Origin of the sequence: Cellulomonas rhizosphaerae (assembly GCF_003470205.1) — a bacterium.
GTDB lineage: Bacteria > Actinomycetota > Actinomycetes > Actinomycetales > Cellulomonadaceae > Cellulomonas > Cellulomonas rhizosphaerae.
The window spans coordinates 1-3028 of record NZ_QWKP01000040.1; the positions used below are offsets into that span (position 1 = coordinate 1).

Genomic DNA, 3028 nt, shown 5'->3' on the forward strand with positions numbered 1-3028 from the left:
CAGTCTCAACCAAGACCCGCACGATGGCGGGCCATATGGCATCGACTACTTGGCACACTGTTGAGTTCTCAAGGAACAGACGCGCATCCGTTTCGGCCTTTCGACCTGCCCGGAGGCAACCGTTCTAACTTAGCGGAGCCGCTCCCCCGCGTCAAACTGCCTGTTCGGGCTGTTCGAGCGGTGGGAACGAGGTTCCAGGTCCCCCGACATCGTCCTGGGCGCAGAGCGCTCCAGCTCAAGTCTGGGGGGCGGCCGCCTGCGGGACCAGCCACCGGGGTTCGATCCTCGGTGTCCGTTCCTCCCTGCTGGGCGACGTGGAGAACATTACGCAGGCCCCGGCTATGGTGGCAAATCCCGGACGTGGTGACGGGCACCACAGTCGCCTCTAGGCCTGTGACCTGCGCAAACGCGTCAGTAGAGCGCGTTGGCCATGGCTCGGCGCGACTGGACCACCCGGGCGTCGTCCGTTCCGACCACCTCGAAGAGGTCCACCAGGCGCAGCCGCACAGGCTCGGACTTGGTGATCGCGAGCAGGTCGATGAGCCGGCCGAAGGCGTCCTCGACCTTGCCGCCGAGCACGTCGAGGTCGGCGACCGCGAGCTGGGCCTCCACGTCGCGCGGCTGGTCGGCGGCTGCGGTGCGCACCGCCTGCAGGTCCGCGTCCCGCGTGCGGACCAGGAGCTGGACCTGCGCGAGGCCCGCCCGGGCCAGCTGGTCGCGCGGGTTCTCGCGCAACGCCTGCTCGTACGCCTCGACCGCAGCCTCGAGGTCGTCGCGCTCGATCGCGTCGTAGGCCGCCTGGTGCAGCGGCGGCAGCTCGGGCTCGGGCTCCGGCTCCGGCTGCTCGGCGCCGGCAGCGGGCACGCGGCCGGTCAGCCCGTTGGTCTCGGCGGCGGCGAGCACCTGGTCGATCACGCCGCGGACCTGGTCGGCGGGCGGCGCTCCCTGGTAGAGCGGGAGCGGCTGCCCGGCGAGGACTGCGACGACCGACGGCACCGACTGCGCCTGGAACGCGGCGGCGACCTGGGGGTTGGCCTCGGAGTCGATGCGCGCGAGCTGCCACCGCCCGCCGTCCTGCTCGGCCAGCGCGGCGAGGTCGGCCACAGCCTGCTGGCTGACCTCGCTCCACGACGCCCACAGCACCACGACGACGGGGTACTCGGTCGAACTCTGCACCAGGGCCGGGAACGAGGACTCGTCGACGTCGACCACGTAGGCCGACGCCGCGGGCAGACCGCCGGGCGCCCCCGGCGGCGGGGTCGCGGGGCGAGCGAGCGACGACAGGTCGACGGCGCCGCGGACGTCCAGGCGCGGCTGCGGGCCGGAGGGGTTCGACATCGGTGCGGGTCCTTTCGGGGCGTGAGGTCAGGAGGCCTTGGCGTCGGTGATGACCGACTCGAAGGCGAGCACGGACATGGGGGCGTCGGAGCCCTTGGGGGGCACGTAGAGCACCAGGACGTCGGTCGACGTACGCACGACGCTCTTCTTGGCGGTCTTCTTCCCCGTCAGCGCCCGGTAGAACGGGTCGGAGATGGGCAGCGTCGCACCCTTGAGCGTCAGGGTGGTCTTGGCGAGCGCGGTCAGGCGCCCGACCACGATGGCGCCGCCGTCGATCGTGCCGAGGCTGACCACCGGCTCGTCGTCGGCCGTGTACGTCTCGTCGTACGTCCCGGAGCCCTTGACGGCCTTCTCGTTGCGCTCCCGCAGGTCGTTGATCTCGTCGCGCGAGGCGTTCTTCGCGAAGTCGTCGTCGTACTTCGACTTCGTGTCCTTGGTCAGGACGTCGGCGTACTGCGCGATCGCGTCCTGCGGCGTCACGACGAGGGCCTCGGAGTCCGGCGCCACGACAGGGCTTCCGATCTCCGCCTTGGCGGTCGGCGGCATCTGGGTGCTCGGCAGCAGTCGCGACCAGCCCCACAGCTTGAACTGCGCGCGCGGGTCGTCCTGGCGGAGCACGAGGATCCGCTGCGCCTGGAGGTCCGCGGGCTGGTCGGTGACGACGAGCTGCGTGCGCGGCCAGGACTCCGTGCGCGGGACGATCGTCGCCTGCGCGGTGGTCGGCAGCGCCGTGGGCTCGCGGTCGCCGTCGGTCGCGTCGGCGCGCACGTACTCCGCCTCGCGCATCTCGAGCGCAGGATCCTCGAGCCGCGGCTCGAGGAGCTTGGCGTCGAGCTTCTTGTCGGCTGCCGTGAGCACGGTGCCGAGGTCGTCCAGGATGCGCGACGACTGACCGGGCGTGACAGCGGCGGGCGCGACAGCGGGCGCGGGCGGCGGGGTCGGCTCCGGCAGCGACGACGAGCACGCCGTCAGCAGCGCGACCAGGCCCGCGGTGAGCGCGGCCGCGCGGGGCAGGCGGCGGGTCATCGGTCCTCCCCCTGCTCGGTGGTGGGTTCCTCGGAGCCCTCGGTGGACGGCAGGCCCCAGGCGCGGCGCCAGGCGTCGGCCCGCGAGCCGCCCTGCTGGTCGGGCTGGCCCTGCTGGTCGGGCTGGCCCTGCTGGTCGGGCTGGCCCTGCTGGTCGGGCTGGCCCTGCTGGTCGGTCGGCTCGGCCTGCTCGGCAGCCCGCGGGGCTGCGGGCGGTGCCGCCGGAGGCTGTGCACCGGGCAGCGGAGCGCCGATCGGGAGCCAGGCGGGACGCGTGACGGACCGGGGTCCGGAGGCAGGAGCGCCCGACGATGGGGTCGCGGACGGCGGCGGCACCGGGACCCACGCGCCGGGCAGGGGCGGCGCGGCAGGAGCCTCGCCTGGGACGACCGCCCTGATGGCCTGGGTGGCGTCGGTCTCGGAGGAGTCCGACGGCGCGTGGTCGGGGGCGGACGGGTCCGCGCCGGGCGACGATGCGTCCGCTGCGGCCTCCGCCGCCGCGGTCGGTGCAGCCGCACCACGCCGTCCGCGCAACCAGGCCGGCTTGGGCGTGCCGGCGTCGTCCGCGGGGGCGCCGCCGGACGGCGTGCCGGCCGCGGCAGCGGCCGCAGTCCCGGCCGCGGCAGCGCCGGCTGCCACGCCACCGCTCGGGGCGAGGCCCGTCG

Annotated in this window: 2 protein-coding genes and 1 pseudogene; all 3 read right to left on the reverse strand. The window is 74.0% G+C overall.

What is annotated here, in order from left to right:
• Positions 1–411 precede the first annotated feature (411 nt).
• Positions 412–1338 carry a tetratricopeptide repeat protein gene (locus D1825_RS00515; protein ID WP_118765592.1) on the reverse strand — a complete coding sequence of 309 codons (927 nt, stop codon included), beginning with the start codon at positions 1336–1338 and terminating at the stop codon, positions 412–414.
• A 27-nt stretch (positions 1339–1365) separates the two neighbouring features.
• Complete coding sequence (locus tag D1825_RS00520) at positions 1366–2364, reverse strand: hypothetical protein (protein WP_118765593.1); 999 nt, start codon at positions 2362–2364, stop codon at positions 1366–1368.
• Positions 2361–3028: pseudogene (locus D1825_RS18055) on the reverse strand (hypothetical protein); the annotation flags it as partial. The pseudogene D1825_RS18055 and the gene D1825_RS00520, both read right to left, overlap by 4 nt.

Bases quoted from the DNA above. Each gene is read 5' to 3' on its own strand.
- D1825_RS00515 (WP_118765592.1), bottom strand. From the start codon at position 1,338: ATGTCGAACCCCTCCGGCCCGCAGCCGCGCCTGGACGTCCGCGGCGCC.
- D1825_RS00520 (WP_118765593.1), bottom strand. From the start codon at position 2,364: ATGACCCGCCGCCTGCCCCGCGCGGCCGCGCTCACCGCGGGCCTGGTC.